The sequence below is a fragment of the Atlantibacter sp. genome (assembly GCF_032062175.1).
Lineage (GTDB): Bacteria > Pseudomonadota > Gammaproteobacteria > Enterobacterales > Enterobacteriaceae > Atlantibacter.
Genome location: NZ_DAMBQK010000004.1, coordinates 65,579 through 82,564, shown reverse-complemented (window position 1 = coordinate 82,564; position 16,986 = coordinate 65,579). Strand labels below are relative to the sequence as shown.

General features: G+C 56.3%; 14 protein-coding genes and 1 riboswitch. Of the genes, 10 read left to right on the top strand and 4 right to left on the bottom strand.

Translation table 11 applies throughout. From position 1 onward, the window contains the following. Nucleotides 1-15: 15 nt before the first annotated feature. Nucleotides 16-960 carry a transcriptional regulator LeuO gene (gene leuO / locus RT120_RS05805; protein WP_312980925.1) on the bottom strand — a complete coding sequence of 315 codons (945 nt, stop codon included), beginning with the start codon at nucleotides 958-960 and terminating at the stop codon, nucleotides 16-18. Nucleotides 961-1,600: 640 nt separating this feature from the next. Between leuO and leuL the strand changes: the two genes are divergently transcribed. The 5 genes from leuL (at nucleotide 1,601) to leuD (ending at nucleotide 6,462) form a co-directional block, all read left to right on the top strand. Next, on the top strand, nucleotides 1,601-1,684 hold the full coding sequence (gene leuL / locus RT120_RS21745) for a leu operon leader peptide (protein ID WP_121497546.1): 84 nt from the start codon (nucleotides 1,601-1,603) through the stop codon (nucleotides 1,682-1,684). 95 nt (nucleotides 1,685-1,779) lie between these two features. Beyond that, entirely contained in the window at nucleotides 1,780-3,351 is a 1,572-nt protein-coding gene (gene leuA, locus RT120_RS05800; RefSeq protein WP_312980596.1) for a 2-isopropylmalate synthase, read from the top strand. Then, the gene (leuB, locus tag RT120_RS05795) at nucleotides 3,351-4,442 is read left to right on the top strand and encodes a 3-isopropylmalate dehydrogenase (protein WP_312980593.1); all 1,092 of its coding nucleotides are present in this window, start codon (nucleotides 3,351-3,353) and stop codon (nucleotides 4,440-4,442) included. The genes leuA and leuB overlap by 1 nt, the downstream gene beginning before the upstream one ends. A gap of 2 nt (nucleotides 4,443-4,444) precedes the next feature. Next, nucleotides 4,445-5,845, top strand: a complete 1,401-nt coding sequence (gene leuC / locus RT120_RS05790; protein WP_312980590.1) for a 3-isopropylmalate dehydratase large subunit — start codon at nucleotides 4,445-4,447, stop codon at nucleotides 5,843-5,845. Nucleotides 5,846-5,856: 11 nt separating this feature from the next. Next, nucleotides 5,857-6,462 carry a 3-isopropylmalate dehydratase small subunit gene (leuD, locus tag RT120_RS05785; RefSeq protein WP_312980587.1) on the top strand — a complete coding sequence of 202 codons (606 nt, stop codon included), beginning with the start codon at nucleotides 5,857-5,859 and terminating at the stop codon, nucleotides 6,460-6,462. 32 nt (nucleotides 6,463-6,494) lie between these two features. On the opposite strand, the gene RT120_RS05780 is transcribed toward leuD, so the two are convergent. Further along, nucleotides 6,495-7,673: a sugar efflux transporter gene (locus RT120_RS05780; RefSeq protein ID WP_312980584.1), complete on the bottom strand. Its 1,179-nt coding sequence runs from the start codon at nucleotides 7,671-7,673 to the stop codon at nucleotides 6,495-6,497. A gap of 418 nt (nucleotides 7,674-8,091) precedes the next feature. Between RT120_RS05780 and sgrR the strand changes: the two genes are divergently transcribed. From sgrR to thiQ, 4 genes are all read left to right on the top strand, one after another. After that, nucleotides 8,092-9,753 (top strand): HTH-type transcriptional regulator SgrR, encoded by a 1,662-nt coding sequence (sgrR, locus tag RT120_RS05775; RefSeq protein ID WP_312980581.1) that lies wholly within the window; start codon nucleotides 8,092-8,094, stop codon nucleotides 9,751-9,753. Between the two features lie 36 nt (nucleotides 9,754-9,789). Continuing rightward, nucleotides 9,790-9,889: riboswitch (TPP riboswitch) on the top strand. Nucleotides 9,890-9,921: 32 nt separating this feature from the next. Next, entirely contained in the window at nucleotides 9,922-10,905 is a 984-nt protein-coding gene (gene thiB, locus RT120_RS05770) for a thiamine ABC transporter substrate binding subunit (protein ID WP_312980578.1), read from the top strand. Beyond that, a complete protein-coding gene (gene thiP / locus RT120_RS05765; protein ID WP_312980575.1) occupies nucleotides 10,881-12,491 on the top strand; it encodes a thiamine/thiamine pyrophosphate ABC transporter permease ThiP in 1,611 nt (536 codons plus the stop codon). The genes thiB and thiP overlap by 25 nt, the downstream gene beginning before the upstream one ends. After that, nucleotides 12,475-13,173: a thiamine ABC transporter ATP-binding protein ThiQ gene (thiQ, locus tag RT120_RS05760; RefSeq protein ID WP_312980573.1), complete on the top strand. Its 699-nt coding sequence runs from the start codon at nucleotides 12,475-12,477 to the stop codon at nucleotides 13,171-13,173. Before thiP ends, thiQ begins: the two co-directional genes overlap by 17 nt. Here the strand turns inward: thiQ and RT120_RS05755 are convergent. Both RT120_RS05755 and araC read right to left on the bottom strand, forming a co-directional pair. After that, complete coding sequence (locus tag RT120_RS05755) at nucleotides 13,170-13,943, bottom strand: DedA family protein (protein WP_312980571.1); 774 nt, start codon at nucleotides 13,941-13,943, stop codon at nucleotides 13,170-13,172. The genes thiQ and RT120_RS05755 overlap by 4 nt on opposite strands. Nucleotides 13,944-14,081: 138 nt before the next feature. Then, nucleotides 14,082-14,933 carry an arabinose operon transcriptional regulator AraC gene (araC, locus tag RT120_RS05750; RefSeq protein WP_312980569.1) on the bottom strand — a complete coding sequence of 284 codons (852 nt, stop codon included), beginning with the start codon at nucleotides 14,931-14,933 and terminating at the stop codon, nucleotides 14,082-14,084. A gap of 339 nt (nucleotides 14,934-15,272) precedes the next feature. Here araC and araB point away from each other — a divergent pair, with 339 nt between their 5' ends. Next, nucleotides 15,273-16,979, top strand: coding sequence for a ribulokinase (araB, locus tag RT120_RS05745; protein WP_312980566.1), 1,707 nt, complete (start codon nucleotides 15,273-15,275; stop codon nucleotides 16,977-16,979). Nucleotides 16,980-16,986: the final 7 nt, after the last annotated feature.

Here is a 16,986-nt window from a genome sequence, read left to right as displayed (position 1 = left end):
CCTTTATTAATAATCTTATTTCTTACAGATTCTGATCAGCAACTCTTCCATCCACTGATGTCCTTTGTCGCGCCCCGCCGCTTCATGCCAGGACAGATAGCAGGTACGGCGATTGAGTTCTAAGGGCAGCGTCAGAATATCCAGGCTCAGGGTTGCAATAAATTCTTCTGCCAGCCAACGAGGCGCAATAGCGACCAGATTGGTTTGCGAAACCACATTCAGGACGCTGGTCATTGCCATTCCCTGATAAGCGATAACGCCCTGTTTTTCGGTGGTGTCATACCAGGGCGCGCTAAATGAACCAAAACGCTCTAGCGCGACAACCGCATGTTGTTCACGGTACACGCCCTGTTCATTCGTAAAATCTTTTTTCCGGGGATGTGATTTACTGCACACCAAAACCATCTCATCCTCAAATAACGGTACGCAGGAAAACTCTGGTCGCCGGAAAACATCATAGCTAATAACAAATTCCGTTTCCTGATAGCGCAACTGATGCTCGATATTTTGATTCAGGGATGATTTAAATGCCAAATGAATATTAGGAGCAATATTCGTCACACTATTATAAATAATTGACGTTAAGAGATTATCTAACGGGCTGCATACGCAGAGGTTAAATAAGCGTTCGCTGCTTAGCGGTTCGAAACCGGACCCTGGCAGTTCATTTTGCACTAACTGCAACGCCTGGCGGATGGAACCGAAAAGCTGGCACGCGCGCATAGTTGGCTGAATGCCGCGCCCATAACGCACAAAAAGTTCGTCATTAAACATCACCTTAAGACGGGACACCGCATTACTGACCGCTGGCTGTGACATCCCCAGCAGGTGCGCTGCACGGGTGATATTCTGTTCCTGCATAACGGCGTCGAAAACGGTCAATAAATTGAGGTCTACCGAGCGCAATTGCGGTTTTAATCCCTCAGTTACGGGAAAATGTTCAATATGATTATCAGGCATAAACCACTCCAATGATACATTGTTGCCCTTCCTGGCAACCTTATTGGAACGCACTCTGTTGCGCATTCAGGAAAAAACAGTGACAACTTATAAATAATGCAGTGACAGGTTTATTTGTACAATTCCCGTGGGTAACCTTCAACATTTACGCACAGAGTACAAAATTCCACTCTCAGTCCAGTTTTCTACTCATGGATCGTTTTGTCACGAGCGATAATCAAAACATAATCTATGAAAATTCTCAATAATTCACCGGGTGAATTATCATTTTAGGAATATTAAAATATCGCATTCATTAATCCTCTCCGTTTCACACAAGGCATTAACAAACAACTCGCCCGGTGGCGTTGGAAATATCTTAAAATATAATAAGTTCGTAATAACCCGGCTCTATCACTAATAAAAATTCTTATTTCCTCGCAGGTTAGATAAGCATCCTGTGTCACAAAAAAAGATTTTCACGCGCCCTCCACCTGCAAAATAATCGATTGTGGTTTTTTGTGTTTTTTAGCACATTACGCTAAATATAAATTTTATGAATTTCTCAACCTGCACTTCCGACCCTGTCAAAGAAAGGTTGACACTTCTTTATGAATCAAGTACCACTAAAAGCATCTTAACGAATTCTGGAGTCTGATTGATGATTCGCACTGTTCGCCTACTCGGTCTACTACTACTCAACGCATCTCTGCGCGGTAGACTGTTGGGCGGCATTCAGCGATAGGTTGGATCAGGCCACAAGAGAAAACGAACCCGCGCACTGCGCGGGTTTTTTTATGCTCGTCGCAGGCGCAGAAAACTGAAATAAGGACCGTATTCATGAGCCAGCAAGTCATTATTTTCGATACAACATTACGTGATGGTGAACAAGCGCTGCAGGCCAGCCTGAGCGTGAAAGAGAAGCTGCAAATCGCACTGGCCCTGGAACGTATGGGTATTGATGTAATGGAAGTTGGTTTTCCGGTTTCCTCGCCGGGCGACTTTGAATCCGTCCAGACCATCGCCCGTAATGTGAAAAACAGCCGGGTCTGTGCACTGGCACGCTGTGTAGAAAAAGACATAGATGTGGCGGCAGAATCTCTGCGCGTGGCCGAAGCATTCCGCATTCATACCTTTATTGCCACATCGCCGATGCATATCGCCACTAAACTGCGCAGTACGCTGGATGAAGTGATTGAGCGCGCGGTCTATATGGTGAAACGTGCGCGCAACTATACTGACGACGTTGAGTTTTCCTGTGAAGATGCGGGTCGCACGCCAATTGACGATCTGGCCCGCGTGGTAGAAGCCGCTATCAACGCTGGTGCGAAAACCATTAACATTCCCGACACCGTGGGTTACACCCTGCCTTTTGAATTCAGCAACATTATTACCGGCCTGTACGAGCGCGTACCGAACATTGATAAAGCCATTATTTCCGTTCATACCCACGACGATTTAGGCATGGCGGTCGGCAACGCGCTGGCAGCCGTGAACGCGGGCGCACGCCAGGTAGAAGGCACCCTGAACGGCATCGGCGAGCGCGCGGGCAACTGTGCGCTGGAAGAAGTCATCATGGGGATCAAACTGCGCCAGAACCTGCTGAACGTGCATACCCATATCCATCATCAGGAGATCTGGCGTACCAGCCAGACCGTCAGCCAAATCTGTAACATGCCCATCCCGGCCAACAAAGCCGTTGTCGGCAGCGGCGCATTCGCGCACTCCTCCGGTATCCACCAGGATGGCGTGCTGAAGAACCGCGAAAACTACGAAATCATGACCCCGGAGTCGATTGGCCTGAACCAGATCCAGTTGAACCTGACTTCCCGCTCTGGCCGCGCCGCCGTGAAACACCGTATGGAAGAGATGGGCTATCACGAAGGGGATTACAACCTGGATAACCTGTACGACGCCTTCCTGAAACTGGCGGACAAGAAAGGCCAGGTATTTGATTACGACTTAGAAGCGCTGGCGTTCATTAATAAGCAGCAGGAAGAGCCGGAGCATTACCGTCTGGATTACTTCAGCGTGCAGTCCGGTTCAAACGCCATGGCAACCGCATCCGTGAAGTTGATTTGCGGTGAGGAAGAGAAAGCCGAAGCCGCTAACGGCAACGGTCCGGTAGACGCCGTCTACCAGGCGATTAACCGTATCACCGAATACGACATCGAACTGGTGAACTACCAGTTGGGTGCCAAAGGTCAGGGCAAAAACGCGCTGGGCCAGGTGGATATCGTGGTGACCTACAATGGCCGCCGCTTCCACGGCGTAGGCCTGGCGACGGATATCGTCGAATCCTCTGCTAAAGCGATGGTGCACGTCCTGAACAACATCTGGCGCGCCGCCGAAGTCGAAAAAGAATTACAACGCAAAGCTCATAACAAAGAACACAATCAGGAAACCGTGTGATGTCGAAAAATTATCATATTGCTGTTTTGCCGGGCGACGGTATTGGCCCGGAAGTGATGGCGCAAGCCCTGAAAGTACTGGAAGCCGTTCGTAGCCGTTTCGATATGCGTATCTCCACCAGCCACTACGACGTGGGCGGCGTGGCGATTGACCGTCACGGTAATCCGCTGCCGCAGGCCACGGTAGAAGGCTGCGAGCAGGCCGATGCGATCTTATTCGGCTCGGTGGGCGGCCCGAAATGGGAGCATCTGCCCCCTGCCCAGCAGCCGGAGCGCGGCGCGCTGCTGCCGCTGCGTAAGCACTTTAAGCTGTTCAGCAACCTGCGTCCGGCGAAACTGTACCAGGGTCTGGAAGAATTTTGCCCGCTGCGCGCCGATATCGCCGCCAACGGCTTCGACATCCTGTGCGTGCGTGAATTAACCGGCGGCATCTACTTCGGCCAGCCGAAAGGCCGCGAAGGCCAGGGCATGCACGAAAAAGCGTTTGATACCGAGGTGTACCACCGTTTTGAGATCGAACGCATCGCGCGTATCGCCTTTGAATCGGCCCGCAAGCGCCGTAAAAAAGTGACTTCGATTGATAAAGCCAATGTGTTGCAGACTTCACTGCTGTGGCGCGAGATCGTCAACGAAATCGCCAATGATTACCCGGACGTGTCGCTGTCGCACATGTATATCGACAACGCCACCATGCAGTTGATTAAAGATCCGTCCCAGTTTGACGTATTGCTGTGCTCCAACCTGTTCGGCGACATCCTGTCTGACGAATGCGCGATGATCACCGGCTCAATGGGGATGCTGCCTTCCGCCAGCCTGAACGAGCAGGGTTTCGGCCTGTATGAACCGGCGGGCGGCTCGGCACCGGATATCGCCGGGAAAAACATCGCCAACCCGATCGCCCAGATCCTGTCGCTGGCGCTGCTGCTGCGTTACAGCCTGAACGCGGGCGATGCCGCCGACGCCATTGAACGCGCCATTAACCGTGCCCTGGAAGAAGGTGTCCGCACCAGCGACCTGGCGCGCGACGACAAGGCAACCAGTACTGATGAAATGGGCGATATCATTGCCCGCTATGTCGCCGAAGGGGTGTAATCATGGCCAGCACGTTGTACCAAAAATTATTCGATGCCCACGTGGTGTATGAAGCAAAGGACGAAACGCCGTTGCTGTATATCGACCGCCATCTGGTGCATGAAGTCACCTCCCCGCAGGCGTTTGACGGCTTGCGCGCTCACGGTCGCCCGGTGCGCCAGCCGCGTAAAACCTTCGCCACCATGGATCACAACGTCTCGACGCAGACCAAAGATATCAACGCCTCAGGCGAAATGGCGCGCATCCAGATGCAGGAGCTGATTAAGAACTGCAACGAATTCGGCGTCGAACTGTATGACCTGAACCACCCGTATCAGGGCATTGTGCACGTGATGGGCCCGGAGCAAGGCATCACCCTGCCCGGTATGACCATCGTCTGCGGCGACTCCCATACCGCCACTCACGGCGCGTTCGGCGCGCTGGCGTTTGGTATTGGCACCTCGGAAGTGGAACACGTGCTGGCGACCCAGACCCTGAAGCAGGGCCGCGCCAAAACCATGAAGATTGAAGTCAAAGGCACCGCCGCGCCGGGCATCACCGCCAAAGACATCGTACTGGCGATTATCGGTAAAACCGGTAGCGCAGGCGGTACGGGCCATGTAGTGGAATTCTGCGGCGACGCGATTGCGGCGTTGAGCATGGAAGGCCGTATGACCCTGTGCAATATGGCGATTGAGATGGGCGCCAAAGCGGGCCTGGTCGCGCCGGATGACATCACCTTCAACTATGTGAAGGGCCGTCTGCACGCGCCGAAAGGCAAAGACTTTGACGATGCCGTCGAGTACTGGAAAACCTTTAAAACCGATCCCGACGCGGTGTTCGATACGGTGGTCACTCTGGACGCCGCCGACATCGCGCCGCAGGTCACCTGGGGCACTAACCCCGGCCAGGTGATCTCTGTTACCGATCGCGTGCCGGAACCGGCTTCCTTTGCCGACCCGGTAGAGCGCGCCTCGGCTGAAAAAGCACTGGCCTATATGGGCCTGCAGCCTGGCGTACCGTTGACCGAAGTGGCGATTGATAAAGTGTTTATCGGCTCCTGCACCAACTCGCGGATTGAAGATCTGCGCGCCGCGGCGGAAATCGCCAAAGGTCGCAAAGTCGCGCCGGGCGTTCAGGCGTTAGTGGTGCCGGGTTCCGGTCCGGTTAAGGCCCAGGCGGAAGCAGAAGGTCTGGATAAAATCTTTATCGAAGCCGGTTTTGAATGGCGTTTACCGGGCTGCTCCATGTGCCTGGCGATGAACAACGACCGTCTGAACCCGGGCGAGCGCTGCGCTTCTACCAGCAACCGTAACTTCGAAGGCCGTCAGGGCCGTGGCGGCCGCACTCACCTGGTCAGCCCGGCGATGGCGGCAGCAGCGGCGGTAACCGGTCATTTCGCCGATATCCGCACACTGAAATAAGGAGCATCACCATGGCAGAAAAATTTACTCAACATACCGGCCTGGTGGTTCCACTGGATGCGGCCAACGTTGATACCGACGCGATTATCCCGAAGCAGTTTCTGCAAAAGGTCACCCGCACCGGCTTTGGTGCACACCTGTTTAACGACTGGCGTTTTCTCGACGATAAAGGCGAAGTGCCAAACCCGGAGTTTGTGCTTAACTTCCCGGAATATCAGGGCGCGTCGATTCTGCTGGCGCGGGAAAACTTCGGCTGCGGTTCCTCGCGTGAACACGCGCCGTGGGCGTTGACCGATTACGGTTTTAAAGTGGTGATCGCCCCAAGCTTCGCGGACATTTTCTACGGCAACAGCTTTAACAACCAGTTGCTGCCGGTGAAGCTGAGCGATGAAGAAGTCGATGAGCTGTTTGCGCTGGTGCAGGCTAATCCGGGCATTTGTTTTGAAGTGGATCTGCAAGCGCAGGAAGTGAAAGCAGGCGACAAGCGGTATGCCTTCACGCTGGATGCGTTTCGTCGTCACTGCATGTTGAACGGGCTGGACAGCATCGGCCTGACCTTGCAGCATGAAGACGCGATTTCCGCATACGAGCAGCGCCAGCCGGCGTTTATGAACTAATAAACAATGCCGGGCGCACTGCCCGGCATTTTTTAGACGTCTTTTACCCGCGACGTGATCAGTAGGGTAAAAATGCCCATCCCCGCCACCGCCCAGTACACCGCATAGTGCCCGAAGCTTTCCACCAGCGCGCCCTGAATCACCCCCGCCAGGATCACCCCGGTTGAGATGCTATTGGTGAACAGCGTGGTCGCCGAGCCCGCCCTCCCCGGCATCAGGTCCTGAAACCAGATCATGCCGATCGCCGCGATAATCCCGATAAACACCGCGTTAAAAATTTGCAGCATCAGCAGCGCCTGCTGGCTCTGGAACAACAGCAGGCCGATATAGAACAGAATGGCGGAAACCACCGCCAGCAGCATGATCCTCCGCTTACCGACGCGCTTCACGTAATAGCCCGCCAGCAGCATCACCGGGATTTCCAGCCCGGCGGCGGTGCCCATCAGTACGCCCGCCAGCTTATCCGGCAACCCCAGCTCGCTGCTGATCCACAGCGGCATATCGATAAAATACATGGTGTTGCAGGTCCACATCAGCACCGAGGCGATAAACAGCAGCCGCACGTTTTTATCCTGCCAGCCGCTCACCTGGGTTAACGCCATATCGGTTTGCAGCGTTTCGCGCGGGACCGACGGCAGCGCCAGCGCAATCACGATGAGGCTCAGAAAAAAGATCAACCCGGCAAACAGGAACATAGTGGTAAAGCCGTAATTGAGCGCCAGCAAAAACGCCAGCGGCGGCCCGATGACCCACGCCAGCGACAACTGCGCACGCATCACCGAACTGAACATCACCGCTTCGCGCGCCGAGCTGTCGGCGTATTCCCGCGCCAGGGCAAATAGCTGCGGCATGGTGGTATTCGCCAGCGCAGACAGCAGCACCCCGGCGGTGATCAGCGTCAGGTAATGGCGGGTAAAGGCAAACAGCACACAGTTGGCAATGGCCATCAGGCAGCAGAACATAATCAGTTTGCGCCGGTCGCCCTGGGCATCGGAACGCTTCGCCAGCCACAGGCTCACCACAATCCCGGCCAGGGCGTTGACGGTGTAAAACAGCCCTACCCAGAACGGGCGCACATCCACTTCCCGGCTTAAAAACAGGCTCAACGTCGGGGCCTGCAATGCGCTGGCAACGCCCACCATAAAGGCGACGCCCATAAACGCCATATAGACCCCGTTCAACCGGCGACTGCGCGTTAAAAACCACTGCATAAGGTGCATCCTTTCATGAAAGAAAAGCTTATACACTAAATCATTCGAACTGCATCGAGGCGGCAACTGAGCGAAGCCCCAGGAGCTTACATAAGTAAGTGACTGGGGTGAGTGAAGGCGGCCAACGAAGAGGCGGTTTGAATGATGACGTGTATAACGAAAAAAGCCAGCAGTTAAAAAACCGCTGGCAGGTGAAAAATACCAATACTCAGTCACACTTGATGCCTGCAATGCGCCGGGAACAACCGATCGCGCTTCAGGACCTTGTGGTAGTGCCACGGGCCAGCGGCCATACCACAACGCTTCTCCCCTAAAACCGCGCTCATCACGGCGGAATCATCACTTTCATCAATACAAATTATTGGCTTAATATAGGGAAAGAAAAATTGATGTGTTTCGCTACAGGAGTTCCCCTTTTATGTCTTCTGCCCGGCTCCAACAACAATTTATTCGTCTGTGGCAATGCTGTGATGGGAAGCCGCAGGAGACCACACTGAATGAACTGGCCGAGCTACTAAACTGCTCGCGCCGCCATATGCGAACGCTGCTAAACGCGATGCAGCAAAAGGGCTGGCTAACGTGGGACGCGGAAGCGGGCCGGGGTAAACGCTCGAAACTGGCGTTCCTGTATACCGGCCTCGCGCTCCAGCAACAGCGCGCCGAAGACCTGCTGGAGCAGGATCGCATCGATCAACTGGTGCAGATCGTTGGCGATAAAGCCGCCGTACGCCAGATGCTGATTTCCCACCTCGGACGCAGCTTCCGCCAGGGGCGCCATATCTTACGCATCCTCTATTATCGGCCATTAAAAAACCTGCTTCCGGGCAGCGCGCTCCGCCGTTCAGAGACCCATATCGTCCGGCAGATCTTTAGCGGCCTGACGCGCATAAATGAGGAAAATGGGGAAATCGAAGCCGATATCGCCCACCACTGGCAACAGCTTGGCCCGCTGCACTGGCGTTTCTTTTTGCGGCCCGGCATTCATTTTCATCATGGCCGCGAGCTGGATATGCTGGATGTGATTAGCTCGCTACAGCGCATCAATACCTTGCCGCTGTATGCCCATATCACCCGGATCGAATCCCCTACCGCCTGGACGCTGGATATTCATCTCGCCCAGCCGGATCGCTGGCTGCCGTGGCTGATGGGCAGCGTCGCGGCGATGATCCTGCCGCGCGAATGGCCGTCGATGAATAACTTCTCCAGCCGCCCGGTGGGCACTGGCCCCTACGCCGTGGTGCGCAACAATAACAACCAGCTTAAGATCCACGCCTTTGATGATTACTTCGGCTACCGGGCGCTGATCGACGAAGTCAATTTCTGGGTGCTGCCGGATCTCGGGGATGAACTGAGCAGCGGCGTGCATCTGGAATCTTCTGCCGAAGGCGAGGAAAAAGCGGTGGAAAGCCGCCTCGAAGAGGGCTGCTACTATTTGCTTTACGACCAGCGCTCCCCGCGCGGCGCACTGCCGCAGGTGAAAAACTGGCTCAGCCACGTGCTGTCGCCAGTGAATGTGCTGTGGCGGGCCAGCGAACAGCACCAGCGCTACTGGTTCCCGGCATACGGTCTGCTGCCGCGCTGGCACCACACCCACCCCTCCACCGCCAGTGAGAAACCTGCCGGGCTGGAAACCCTGACGCTGACTTTTTATCGCGAACATATCGAACACCGGGTGATCGCCGAGATCATGTCGTCCATTCTGGCGGAGCACCACGTCAGGCTGGTGATCGAGGAAGTGGACTACGATGAGTGGCATCGGGGAGAAATTGTCAGCGATATCTGGCTGAACAGCGCCAACTTCACCCTGCCGCTGGAGTTTTCCCTGTTCGCGCATCTGTTTGAAACGCCGCTGATGCAGCACTGCGTGCCTGTCGACTGGCAGGTGGATGCGCAACGCTGGCAGGCAGGCGAACTGAATCATGCGGCGTGGTGCCAGCAACTGCTTGAGCAACAGGCCATTTTGCCGCTGATCCACCACTGGCTGATGATCCAGGGCCAGCGCAGTATGCGCGGTGTGCGGATGAACACCCTCGGCTGGTTTGATTTTAAATCCGCCTGGTTTGCGCCGCCGGAGCCATAATCCTTTTAAACATTTATTAAATCATTACAATACAGTTCGTTCTCAACGGGGTGCCGCAGCAAACTGCGCGCTGAGATAATACCCGTCGAACCTGATCCGGATAACGCCGGCGAAGGGATTTGAGGCTGCCTGCTCAAAATCCTTTGCCACTTCCTTTTGAGGTGCAAAGTGTTCAAAAAATTTCTCCCATTACTGGCCCTCGCGGCCGCTCCGGTTTTCGCGAAGCCTGCGCTTACCGTGTATACCTACGACTCTTTCTCTGCTGACTGGGGCCCAGGCCCGAAAGTCAAAGCCGCGTTTGAAAAAGAGTGCGGCTGCGAACTCAAGTTCGTGGCGCTGGAAGACGGCGTCTCGCTGCTGAATCGTCTGAGGATGGAAGGCAAAAACAGCAAAGCCGATGTGATCCTCGGGCTGGACAACAACTTGCTGGAAGCGGCAACCCAAACCGGCCTGTTCGCCAAAAGCGACGTAAAAAGCGATACCGTAAACGTGCCGGGTGGCTGGCAAAATGACACCTTCGTGCCGTTTGATTACGGCTATTTCGCATTTGTGTACGACAAAACCAAACTGGCGAACCCGCCGAAAAGCCTGAAGGAGCTGGTGGAAAGCGACCAGAAATGGCGGGTGATTTACCAGGACCCGCGTACCAGTACGCCGGGCCTGGGCCTGCTGCTGTGGATGCAAAAAGTGTATGGCGATAACGCGCCGGATGCCTGGAAAAAGCTGGCGGCGAAAACCGTCACGGTCACTAAAGGCTGGAGCGAAGCCTATGGCCTGTTCCAGAAAGGCGAAAGCGATCTGGTGCTGAGCTATACCACCTCTCCGGCGTACCACATCATCGAAGAGAAAAAGGATCAATACGCCGCCGCCAACTTCAGCGAAGGACACTACTTGCAGGTGGAAGTCGCCGGGCGTCTGGCCAGCAGCAAGCAGCCGGAACTGGCGCAAAAGTTCCTGACCTTTATGGTCTCACCAGCGTTCCAGAACACCATCGCCACCGGCAACTGGATGTATCCGGTCACAGACGTCGCCCTGCCGCAGGGCTTTGAGCTGCTCACCAAACCGCAAACCACCTTGCAGTTCACGCCGCAGGAAGTCGCGTCCCAGCGCGCAAACTGGATTAATACATGGCTGCGCGCCGTCAGTCGCTAATTCCGGGCTGGCTGTGGCCGGGTGTCATCGCCGCGCTGATCATGGTGGCGGTGGCGCTGGCGGCCTTTAGCGCGCTGTGGTTCAACGCACCGCAAACGGATGGCGCAGGCTTCTGGCAGGACAGCTATCTCTGGCATGTGGTGCGCTTCTCATTCTGGCAGGCGCTGCTGTCCGCGCTGCTGTCGGTTATCCCCGCCATTCCCCTTGCCCGCGCCCTGTACCGGCGGCGTTTTCCTGGCCGCCAGGCGCTGCTACGCCTGTGCGCGATGACGTTAATTCTGCCGGTGCTGGTGGCGGTTTTCGGCCTGCTCAGCGTTTACGGGCGCACCGGCTGGCTGGCGGCGCTGTGGGCTAAACTGGGCCTGGAGTGGACCTTCTCCCCGTACGGCTTACAGGGCATTTTGCTGGCCCATGTGTTCTTTAATATGCCGATGGCGACCCGTCTGCTGCTACAAACCCTTGAGCAAATCCCCGGCGAACAGCGCCAGATTGCCGCCCAACTGGGTATGCGCGGCGGGCACTTTTTCCGGCTGGTGGAGTGGCCGTGGATCCGCCGCCAATTGCCATCGGTGGCGGCGCTGATCTTTATGCTCTGCTTCGCCAGCTTCGCCACGGTACTCTCGCTGGGCGGCGGGCCGCAGGCGACCACCATCGAACTGGCCATCTACCAGGCACTGAGTTTCGATTACGATCCGGCGCGCGCCGCACTGCTGGCGCTGATCCAGATGACCTGCTGTCTGGGGCTGGTACTGCTGAGCCAGCGCTTAGGCAAAGCCATTGCGCCGGGCGTTAATCAAATCCACGGCTGGCGCGATCCGCAGGATAGCTGGCGCAGCAAGCTGACCGATGGGCTGCTGATCGGCCTGGCGCTGATCCTGATGCTGCCGCCGCTGATGGCGGTAATCATTGACGGCCTGCAGGGCGACATCCTGCGGGTGCTATCGCAACCCATTCTCTGGGATGCGCTCTGGACCTCGCTGCGCATCGCGCTGGGCGCCGGGCTGCTGTGCGTGACGCTGACCATGATGTTGCTGTGGAGCGGGCGCGAACTGTATCTGCGCCAGCGGCGGCTGGCGGCGCAAAGCCTGGAGCTTAGCGGCATGTTGATTCTGGCCATGCCGGGCATTGTGCTGGCGACGGGTTTCTTCCTGCTGCTCAATAACACCATCGGATTGCCGGAATCGGCGGACGGCATCGTGATTTTCACTAACGCACTGATGGCGGTGCCCTATGCCCAGAAAGTGCTGGATAACCCGATGCGCGACATCGCGTTGCGTTACGGGCCGCTGTGCCAGTCGCTGGATATTCAGGGACTGAACCGCCTGAAGATTATCGAACTGCGGGCGCTGAAAAAACCGATCGCCCAGGCGATGGCCTTTGCCAGCGTGTTGTCGATTGGCGATTTCGGGGTGGTGGCGCTGTTCGGTAATGATAACTTCCGCACGCTGCCTTATTACCTGTACCAGCAGATTGGCGCATATCGCAGCGACGACGGCGCGGTGACCGCGCTGCTGCTGCTGTTACTCTGCTTTGCGCTTTTTACGGTCATTGAAAAACTGGCGGGACGACATGCTAACGCTCACTGATGTAACCTGGCTTTACCACCATCTGCCGATGCGTTTTTCGTTTCACGCCGATGCGGGTGAACGGATCGCCATTCTTGGGCCAAGCGGTGCCGGGAAAAGCACCCTGCTGAATTTGATTGCCGGATTCCTGAGCCCGGCGAGCGGGCGCATTGCGCTCAACGGCGGCGATCATACCCGCACGCCACCCGCGAAGCGCCCGGTGTCGATGCTGTTCCAGGAAAACAATCTTTTTAACCACTTAACGGTGCGCCAGAATATCGGGCTGGGATTGCATCCGGGGCTGAAACTTAACGATGCGCAGCGTGATGAGATCACTACGCTGGCGGGGAAAATGGGCTTAACCGAACTGCTGGATCGCCTGCCGGGTGAACTGTCGGGCGGCCAGCGTCAACGGGCGGCACTGGCGCGCTGTTTGATCCGCCAGCAGCCGATTTTGCTGCTGGACGAACCCTTTTCGGCGCTGGATCCGGCGCTGCGCCAGGAAATGCTCCGGCTTCTGCGCACCCTATGCCGCGAGCGCAATATGACGTTGCTGATGGTTTCGCACAGCCTGGAAGATGCGTTGAGCATCGCCCCACGCAGCCTGGTGGTACGCGATGGGCGCATCATCTGGGATGGGGCCACCGCCACGTTACTGGAAGGGAACAGCGACGCCTCCGCCTTGCTGGGCATCCCGCGTTAAAAACCGGAGACTACCTTCCAGAGAATGGCTCGGTACACCGGCATCAGCGGGTGATTCAGGATGGCGATTAACGCGCCTATCCCCGCCACGCTGACCAACGGCGCTAACCACAATAATCTGCCGCGCGGCAGCCACTGCACCAGTTTCTCGCCAGGATTGGCTTTCGCGCTGCGCCATAATCGCCAGCACAGCCATGCTGCCAGCCAGAGCAGCAACGCCACGCCAAGCAGCATCCACTTAAATGCCCCGCTTTGCTGATCCGCCGGGATATCAATGGCGGCACCGGCGAGAATGCCGGGCAGGAAATAACACGGCGGCCAGAACAGACAGCCAATCAGGTTCGGTGGGAGGAATTTGATCGCCGGGAGATCCAACATTCCGGCGACCATCGGCACCAGCGGGCGCGTCGGCCCGACAAAGCGCCCCACAAGAATGGTGAACATACTGTGCTGATGCAGCGCGTGCTCGGTTTTATCCAGCAGCGCTTTGTTTTTCTTAAGGAATGACCAGCGGTGCAGCGGCTTTTTAAAGCGCCAGCCCAGCCAGAACGAGATCCAGTCGCCCAGCATACAGCCGACAATCCCTGCCGCCCAGGCCTGATAAAAATTCACTTCACCACTGCCGATTAGCGCGCCTAAACCGGCCATCATCACCGTGCCCGGCAGCAGCAACCCCACCAGCGCCAGCGATTCCAGAAACGCCACCAGCGCCACCGCAATCAGAGAATAAGTGACTGATTGGGTAATAAAATGATCCAGGAATGCTTCCATAAAGGTTCCGGTAAAATAACGAGGGAGCGATTCTCCCTGGCACCCTGACTATCGTCAAGACATCATTACTCTGTATAGCCTACCGGTTATGACATTCACAGAATCATTAAGTTTTTACCCTGGATAAATGAAGGATGGTTAGCCCGACTCGCACCCGGCGCGAAACTCGCTCGGGCTGGCACCGGTGCATTTCTTGAATACCCGGGAAAAATAAAGCTGATCCTCAAAGCCGACATTGCGCCCTACGGTGGCGATAGGCATCCGGGTGGTGCTCAGCAACAGCTTCGCCTGGCTGATGCGCTGATCCTCTCGCCAGCTTAGAACGCTGACCCCCAGTTGCTGGCGGAACAGGTGCGACAGGCGCGACTGCGACAGACAAACGTGCTGCGCGACGCCGGCAATATCGAAATGGCTGTCGGCTAAATGGTCGCTGATGTACTGGCAGGCATCCCTCACCCGGTTATCAAGCGGCGCTTTCATTGACTCGCTGATCGCCTCAACGCGGCGCAAAAAGAGCTGTTCCAGCAAATTAATCGCCAGTAGCTCGGAATAACGCCCTTCACGCTGGGAGGCCTCAATGATTTGCTGGAACAACGCGGAAAAGGCGTCCTGCTCGCCTTCAGCAGGCCGATAGTAGCCGGTCTGGGCGAATATCGACGGCCAGCTTAACCACTCCTGCCAGTAGGCGCGCGGACGGAAGTACACCCACTGGTGATACCACTCTTTGGCCTGCGGGCTGCGGCCATAGTGATGAATTTCGCCCGGCGGGAACAGCAGCATATCCCCTGGCTTGCAGATGAACTCTTTACCGTTGTTCTTGACGACCCCTTCCCCGCGAAGGGTGAAGTTCAGGATGTAGCCTTTCATGCCAAGGGGACGATCGATAAAGAAATCGAGGTGGCCCTCGGCGTCGATGGGCGTTAATCCCGCGACCAGATGCGCATTAAATGAATACCCCGGCAACAGGGGATCGTTTTGCGTTTCAGCCATAGTAAATCGTGCTCCACCATCGGTGGGAAGAGACCATTTGTCCATATCTTACGACACCCCTGAAAATTGGGAATAACCGAAGCCATGAACCACAATAACCCACTTCCCCACTGGATTTGAACCTAAAAACTCATCGAGATAACCGCTCACATCAGGCTTTTCGCTTGATAACCAAAGTGTCTATAACCGCGACAGAATTGTCCACATCTATTATTTGCGTGAGGTCACAAATCAGCAAGGCATAGCACTTTAATCCATAAGATAAGCCAAATACACCTGACTCTTTTTTCCCCGGAAATCTAATGTCACTGCATGTTTGTTTATCCATGGAGTGAAAAAATGGCCATTGCGCTGGGACTCGACTTTGGCAGCGACTCGGTTCGCGCCTTAGCGGTTGATTGCACCTCGGGCGCTGAACTTGCCACCAGTGTGGAATGGTATCCGCGCTGGCAGGCCGGGCAGTACTGTAACGCCGCACGTAACCAATTCCGCCACCATCCCCTTGATTACATTGAATCCATGGAAGCCGCATTAAAAAGCGTGCTTGACCAACTGGGCCCTGAAAAACGCCAGCAGGTGGTGGGAATCGGCGTTGACACTACGGGCTCTACGCCTGCGCCTGTCGATGAAAAGGGCAATGTGCTGGCGCTTAATCCGGGCTTTGCCGATAACCCGAACGCCATGTTCGTATTGTGGAAAGATCACACGGCGGTCGAAGAAGCCGAGGCCATCACTCGCCTGTGCCACCAGCCGGATAAAATCGATTATTCGCGCTATATCGGCGGCGTGTACTCCAGCGAATGGTTCTGGGCCAAAATCCTGCACATTACCCGTCAGGACGCCTCAGTCGCCAAAGCCGCTGCCTCGTGGATTGAACTGTGCGACTGGATCCCGGCGCTGCTATCCGGCACGACTGCCCCGGCGGCCATTCGTCGCGGACGCTGTAGCGCAGGGCATAAATCTTTGTGGCATGAGAGCTGGGGGGGATTGCCGCCTGCCAGCTTCTTCGACGAACTCGATCCGATCATCAGCCAGAACCTCGAACTCCCGCTGTTTACCGATACCTGGACCGCAGACGTACCGGTGGGCACGCTGACAGCGGACTGGGCTGCACGCCTCGGCCTGCCAGAAAGCGTGGTGATCAGCGGCGGCGCGTTTGACTGCCATATGGGCGCGGTCGGCGCGAACGCCCAACCGAATACCCTGGTGAAAGTGATCGGCACCTCCACCTGCGACATCCTGATTGCCGATAAAGACACCGTCGGCGACCGCGCCGTTAAGGGTATCTGCGGACAAGTGGACGGCAGCGTAGTGCCTGATTTTATCGGTATGGAAGCAGGACAGTCGGCATTTGGCGATATGTACGCCTGGTTTGGCCGCGTGCTGAGCTGGCCGCTGGATCGGCTTGCCGAACAGCATCCAGAACTGAAAACCCAAATCAGCGAAAGCAAAAAAGCGCTGTTACCTGCGCTCACCGCTGACTGGGCGAAACAGCCGTCGCTCGATCACTTGCCGGTGATCCTCGACTGGTTTAACGGCCGCCGTACACCGTTCGCCAACCAGCGTCTGAAAGGGGTGATCACCGATGTGAACCTTGCCACCGACGCCCCGCTGCTTTTCGGCGGGCTGATCGCCTCCACCGCCTTTGGCGCGCGCGCCATTATGGAGTGCTTCACCGACCAGGGCATCCCGGTTAACGAAGTGGTGGCGCTGGGCGGGATCGCCCGTAAAAACCAGGTCATCATGCAGGTGTGCTGCGATGTGCTGAACCGCCCGCTACAGATTGTCGGCTCCGATCAATGTTGCGCGCTGGGCGCGGCTATTTTCGCCGCCGTCGCCGCTGGCGTGTATGACGATATTCCCCAGGCGCAGCAGGCCATGGCGAGCGAGATGGAAAAAACGCTCCAGCCGGACCCGGCCACCGCCGCCCGCTTCGAAGAACTGTATCGCCGCTATCAACGCTGGTGTGAGAGCGCCGAACTTCACTATTCCCCCTCTGACACGGCCCAGCCTTCTGATGCAGACCGTGCAGCCCTGACGCTTTAAGGACAAG

What these genes read in the sequence shown, in the direction of transcription:
- leuO (WP_312980925.1), bottom strand. Translation starts at nt 960, where the DNA reads ATGCCTGATAATCATATTGAACATTTTCCCGTAACTGAGGGATTAAAA.
- leuL (WP_121497546.1), top strand. Translation starts at nt 1,601, where the DNA reads ATGATTCGCACTGTTCGCCTACTCGGTCTACTACTACTCAACGCATCT.
- leuA (WP_312980596.1), top strand. Translation starts at nt 1,780, where the DNA reads ATGAGCCAGCAAGTCATTATTTTCGATACAACATTACGTGATGGTGAA.
- leuB (WP_312980593.1), top strand. Translation starts at nt 3,351, where the DNA reads ATGTCGAAAAATTATCATATTGCTGTTTTGCCGGGCGACGGTATTGGC.
- leuC (WP_312980590.1), top strand. Translation starts at nt 4,445, where the DNA reads ATGGCCAGCACGTTGTACCAAAAATTATTCGATGCCCACGTGGTGTAT.
- leuD (WP_312980587.1), top strand. Translation starts at nt 5,857, where the DNA reads ATGGCAGAAAAATTTACTCAACATACCGGCCTGGTGGTTCCACTGGAT.
- RT120_RS05780 (WP_312980584.1), bottom strand. Translation starts at nt 7,673, where the DNA reads ATGCAGTGGTTTTTAACGCGCAGTCGCCGGTTGAACGGGGTCTATATG.
- sgrR (WP_312980581.1), top strand. Translation starts at nt 8,092, where the DNA reads ATGTCTTCTGCCCGGCTCCAACAACAATTTATTCGTCTGTGGCAATGC.
- thiP (WP_312980575.1), top strand. Translation starts at nt 10,881, where the DNA reads ATGGCTGCGCGCCGTCAGTCGCTAATTCCGGGCTGGCTGTGGCCGGGT.
- thiQ (WP_312980573.1), top strand. Translation starts at nt 12,475, where the DNA reads ATGCTAACGCTCACTGATGTAACCTGGCTTTACCACCATCTGCCGATG.
- RT120_RS05755 (WP_312980571.1), bottom strand. Translation starts at nt 13,943, where the DNA reads ATGGAAGCATTCCTGGATCATTTTATTACCCAATCAGTCACTTATTCT.
- araC (WP_312980569.1), bottom strand. Translation starts at nt 14,933, where the DNA reads ATGGCTGAAACGCAAAACGATCCCCTGTTGCCGGGGTATTCATTTAAT.
- araB (WP_312980566.1), top strand. Translation starts at nt 15,273, where the DNA reads ATGGCCATTGCGCTGGGACTCGACTTTGGCAGCGACTCGGTTCGCGCC.